The 4,819-nt window shown below is 37.1% G+C and carries 7 protein-coding genes; 3 read left to right on the top strand and 4 right to left on the bottom strand.

Annotated elements, in window-relative coordinates; genetic code table 11:
• Nucleotides 1–1,026: KGGVGR-motif variant AAA ATPase (locus AC2JBO_RS43125; RefSeq protein WP_496959764.1), on the top strand; the 1,026-nt coding region annotated here is incomplete at its 5' end.
• Nucleotides 1,027–1,455: 429 nt separating this feature from the next.
• Here AC2JBO_RS43125 and AC2JBO_RS43120 read toward each other — a convergent pair.
• The 4 genes from AC2JBO_RS43120 to AC2JBO_RS43105 all read right to left on the bottom strand — a co-directional run bounded on the left by AC2JBO_RS43120 (nucleotide 1,456) and on the right by AC2JBO_RS43105 (nucleotide 2,999).
• On the bottom strand, nucleotides 1,456–1,959 hold the full coding sequence (locus AC2JBO_RS43120) for a hypothetical protein (RefSeq protein WP_496959763.1): 504 nt from the start codon (nucleotides 1,957–1,959) through the stop codon (nucleotides 1,456–1,458).
• A gap of 45 nt (nucleotides 1,960–2,004) precedes the next feature.
• On the bottom strand, nucleotides 2,005–2,313 hold the full coding sequence (locus AC2JBO_RS43115) for a helix-turn-helix domain-containing protein (RefSeq protein WP_496959762.1): 309 nt from the start codon (nucleotides 2,311–2,313) through the stop codon (nucleotides 2,005–2,007).
• Between the two features lie 129 nt (nucleotides 2,314–2,442).
• The gene (locus tag AC2JBO_RS43110) at nucleotides 2,443–2,649 is read right to left on the bottom strand and encodes a hypothetical protein (RefSeq protein ID WP_496959761.1); all 207 of its coding nucleotides are present in this window, start codon (nucleotides 2,647–2,649) and stop codon (nucleotides 2,443–2,445) included.
• Nucleotides 2,650–2,849: 200 nt separating this feature from the next.
• Complete coding sequence (locus AC2JBO_RS43105) at nucleotides 2,850–2,999, bottom strand: hypothetical protein (RefSeq protein ID WP_496959760.1); 150 nt, start codon at nucleotides 2,997–2,999, stop codon at nucleotides 2,850–2,852.
• A 124-nt stretch (nucleotides 3,000–3,123) separates the two neighbouring features.
• On the opposite strand from AC2JBO_RS43105, the gene AC2JBO_RS43100 reads away from it, so the two are divergent.
• Together AC2JBO_RS43100 and AC2JBO_RS43095 are read left to right on the top strand one after the other, a co-directional pair.
• Nucleotides 3,124–4,374: an MFS transporter gene (locus tag AC2JBO_RS43100; RefSeq protein ID WP_496959759.1), complete on the top strand. Its 1,251-nt coding sequence runs from the start codon at nucleotides 3,124–3,126 to the stop codon at nucleotides 4,372–4,374.
• A gap of 181 nt (nucleotides 4,375–4,555) precedes the next feature.
• The gene (locus AC2JBO_RS43095; RefSeq protein WP_496959758.1) at nucleotides 4,556–4,759 is read left to right on the top strand and encodes a hypothetical protein; all 204 of its coding nucleotides are present in this window, start codon (nucleotides 4,556–4,558) and stop codon (nucleotides 4,757–4,759) included.
• Nucleotides 4,760–4,819 lie beyond the last annotated feature (60 nt).

Genomic DNA, 4,819 nt, shown 5'->3' with positions numbered 1-4,819 from the left:
TTAGCATTTTATTCTTTCAAAGATGGTATTGAAAGAATGTTAAATTTAGCTGCTTATCTTTTTGCATTAATAGATAAAGCAAATCAGTTAGATAATCCAATTAAAATATTAGTTATCGATGCGGACTTGCAGGCGCCTGGATTAACTTATTGGAACACGAATGAAAAACATAAACCCTCAATATCTTATATTGACTTTCTAGAACTGTTACATTATTCTCCTACTGATGAGGAACAAACGCTATCATTTATTGCTAAAGAACTTGATAAATCTTCTAAACAAGAAGGAAAAGCAACTGTATATTTTTTACCTGCCTGTATTGATGATAAACAACTATTAGACATTGACATTTTACCCGAACATATACTTGGTTATCCTAACGAAGGTTGGGAATTAGGAGATTCTATTCATAAGTTAGGTAAAGCAGTTGGCGCCGACTATGTATTGATTGACTTAGGGTCTGGTTTAAACAAAATATCTAGTCCCATACTTTTAGATGCTAGATTTCAGAGATTTCTAGTTACAACAATTAACGAACCATCAGTAGCGGGAACAACACTTTGTTTATCACAAATGAAAAAAGTGGCGCCAGCTAAAACAAACGTTAACGATAATAAATATTATGACCCATCAGTAATTATTAGTATGTTAACACCAGAATTAATAGCATCATCAGGATATGAGGAGGTATTAACGCGATTAAATACTGCTTACAAACAATCAGAAAAAGAAAATAATTCCACAATGCTGGAAATAGCAGAAAACTACTTCGCACCTGAACTACTTTATATAGATAATTGGGAAGAAGCACACTTAAAACTTGCCTCAACTTCAATAATGGAAACAGCTACAAGTTGGGCAAATGAGCAAGTAGAATTTAATAAACTTATTCTTGAAAACTTAGACCCAGTTGTAGTTAAAAAACTGCAAGTCCGTGCAACTCGTCAAGGTAGAAGTCTTTTAGAAGAAGTAAAAGTAATTGTCGAGGAAGCTATACAGTATGAAAACACTCCAGCACCACAGTAAAGTTTGGAGGACGCTATAAAAACAATAGCGAAGGTAAGTCCAGAACTTAAAAATTTCAAATATTCTCTCCAACCTCCCTCAAACCCTTAGCAATCATTCCGATTACATTGAAAAAATTTATTAGATTGTCTTAAATTTTTGAAGAATAAGCTAAGTCATAAATTACAGGTATTGTTTTGTGTAAGTGTCTTGCTCCATGTAAAAAATTACACTGAATGCTTTTAGCTATTTCGCTTTTAAAATAGTCAATTTCTTGAGATAAGATAACATTCTTAATAATTGTATATCCCTGCTGCTTTAAAATAATCTAGCCCTCCATCTCTAAATTCAATGCATTAAACTAATGAACGTTGATTAATCTTGCTTAGATACCTAGATTTATCCATGAGACTCTATCATACAATAAAAAAATATTTTATTTCACCCAACCTAGCGTTCTTCAGCTTTTTCAACAGAGTTTTCGTTTACTCCTAATGTCAGTTCTAGAGGCGCCCGTGATGGATATGATTTTACAACTTGCCTATATACATCATAGTTAGTGGGTAGTGTTCTTCGTTGGGTGCCGACTTCATAGGTTATTTCGTACTTTACAGATTTTAATAATTCAGGGGTACTTGCCTCTCGTTCCTTCTCTTTCCGTTGTTCTATCTCATCAACTGTTGGTCGCTTTGGCAAAGCTGGCCACCATAAACCTTTGTCATCAGGCCCTGTAACCGCTCCATCTGGTTTTAAACCATTACGATTAAGTAAAGATGTTGTAGCAAAAGTTTCAAATCGCGGTAATTTTGCATTAGTTAAGTCGTCGGCATATTTAACCTGCCAAGTATAACTAGTAAGCGCTGTAGCTTCATATTGGTTAACAGTTAAGTTAGTACAACTAGTGAGTGTGGTTAGCAAAGCTACTACTGGAAATGGAAAGATTAGCGCACGCATGACTTTATAATTACATAACGTTATTTTTTATTTTACCTATATAATTTATTCGTGAAAGTCTGTAGCCGTCATAGAAAGTCCAGGACTTAAAGCATTAAAATATTTGGCTAAAGATTCTGCTTGAGACTGACTAACTCCTCGTTGACCATTAATTACTTCGTTGGCAATATTGAGAGAACCAAGTATTTCTACTAAAGAAGCTGGCGCCACGTCAAACTCATGCATGAGTGATTCCAAAGTTGCCGCAAGTGTAGGTTCACCCATTGGATAATGTTCTTGCTCATAAGCTTCGATAAGAAGAACCAGCAACTCAAAAAGCGTATTTTCAGCTTCTGTTAACTGCTGGGGCATCATTTTTTCTACTATAGTTTAGGCTTTGTTATACTCTTCTAATGTTTTAATCGGCTTAGGCTGATACTGGATTAATAAGTCAGTATATGTTTTTTGATCAGAAGTAGGGGTCATTTTTACAACTTTCCGATTTTACTTTTCCATTGGGTCTGGTCTACCAATACCTACTTCTCTAAATTTTGTTTTTACATCATCCCATTCAGTACCGCAGTAGTAGTACCTTTTATCTAAGATGTTTGCTATATAGTAACCTTGCTGCCCATTTTCAAGGTGCCGCAATTCAGCGGCTATTTTTTCCATTGACGTATCAAATAAGGAAAATAAATCCTCGTTGTTCATATTATATTTATGCTCATTGGGTAAGTTAAATTTTCTTGATTTTAATACCGCTCTTGAGAATGGAACGGGCAGGGATGCCCATTCCACAAGATAATTAATTTTTCACAAGATGATTATTTTAAACTATTTATTATATTAAATATAACCATTTATACTAAGTTTTATTGACTTTTTTGGTTGCTATTAATATTAAATCACCATCAGCTATTGCCGAAGAGTAACTGACCTGTTGAACCTTCTCCGCCATGAATATATCCCAATACATAGGCAATTTCTTTAAGCTTGTCTCCTGTATGTGGCGCCACTCGGGCGTGAAGATTTGTTCTGTCTAATTTCTTTCTTCCTGCCATAAATGGCAACCGTAATTATATAAAAATGGTTTACATAAATGAATATACCAAAGGTACATTACTGTATTACATGCCTCGTTTACAATCGTTTACATAATCGACAACGCACATCAAACCTTTAGTAATGAATACCTCACTCCCAGCAAACAACCAAATCCCAGCGCAAGTTTGGGTGCAAACGATTGGACGCGGACTTTATCAACTTGGCTCGGCAGTGTTACTGTTTTACATGCCGATTGTTTTTGTCAACTACGGTAATTTATCAGCAACCGAAGTTGGACTCGCAGTTGGTGGTGGTTCGGTAGCAGGGTTTATTGGCAATCTTTTGGGTGGAGTACTTACAGACTCTCCGAAATTTGGACGCAAGCGAACTTTACTTGCATCGTCTACATTTGCGGTAATTACATTAGTGATAGCAGTATTTACTTCAACTTTTGCTTTATTACTGCTAGCTAATATAGTCTTTGGCTTCAGCACGGGTTTATACTGGACTGCCGCAGATTCTTCGGTAATGGATGTTACTACCCCCGAACAACGGCAAGGCGCCTTCTCGTTATTGGGGGTTGCAGATAACATTGGTTTTGGTATAGGAACACTTGCTGGTGGAGTGTTGCTAAAATTACTTCATCCCGCAAGATTAATATTTGCAGCAGGTGGAATTACATTTTTGATTTTATTGATATTATTCGCTACGGCAATGAAAGAAACTCGTAGTAGTGAAAGTGATCATAGCGAAGGTAACAATATCCAAAAAGGTTGGAAAACAGCTTTAACCGACGCGCGCTTAATGATTTATCTGTTGGTAAATACCTTATTTATTACTTACATTGCCCTAGTCGGTGGTAATTTACCCTTATATTTCGTCAACTTTGGTGGTACACCAGATGCAACTGTCGCTAACCTGTTTACTATAGGATACGTTGGATTAGGCGCCCTATTACAAGTACCCGTAATCAAAGCAATTAGTAAACTAAGCTACTTAACTTCGCTCTCGATATCAATGGCAATTTGGGGTATAGGTTTTGCCTTAGTATGGGTTTTAGGACACTATACTGACATGAAGCAAGCTTACGAGTTACTCATATTTGGAGTATTTGCCATAGCCAGCATAATCTATAAACCCACCTCAAGCGCATGGATATCTGAACTGGCGCCAGCATCATTACGAGGAGCTTATACAGCAATAGCATATCAATGTTGGACAATAGGATACGTAATTGGTCCTATTATCGGGGGTTGGGCAGTAGACCAACCACGTGACATTGCTCAAAATGTATGGCTAGCAATAGCACTAAGTACCCTCTCAGGACTAGTTATTTTACAATTCTTAAACAAACAAAACACAGCAACATCCAAACAAAAACCCGTAGGATAGGCGTCCCGCCTGTCCTTCTTATAGGATACATATCTTGTGGTTATCTTGTGGAACGGGCATCCCTGCCCGTCCTAAAAACCTTCCATTTCAAGCTAAAATTATTCTATAAAGCAAGTAATTATGCTTACCAGCAGGCGCCAAACAACCTGTTGCTTAGTACTGCATAGAGAGGAGATTCACTGTGGAACAACAAATCAACTGTAAAGTACAGTGCGCTAATGGCTGCGTATTGGGTGATGAAAATTGCCCCAACAAAGAAGTTCGCGAAGCGGCATCCAAGTTTATCGAAGATACTTCACTTGATAAAATGATTGAAATGGCAGAAGCCGCGCGACTCAAAAAATTAACCGAACCACCCAAGTGGATACTGCCCGATGATATTTAACTGTGTAACCATGTGGCGCCAGTATTTGTTGCGCGGTTCCTAAATAATCTAGCTCTCTGA

The organism is Calothrix sp. CBUCES-K 9914 (assembly GCF_059640475.1).
The sequence above is the reverse complement of the archived record's forward strand: the minus strand, read 5'-3'. Positions and strand labels throughout refer to the sequence as shown.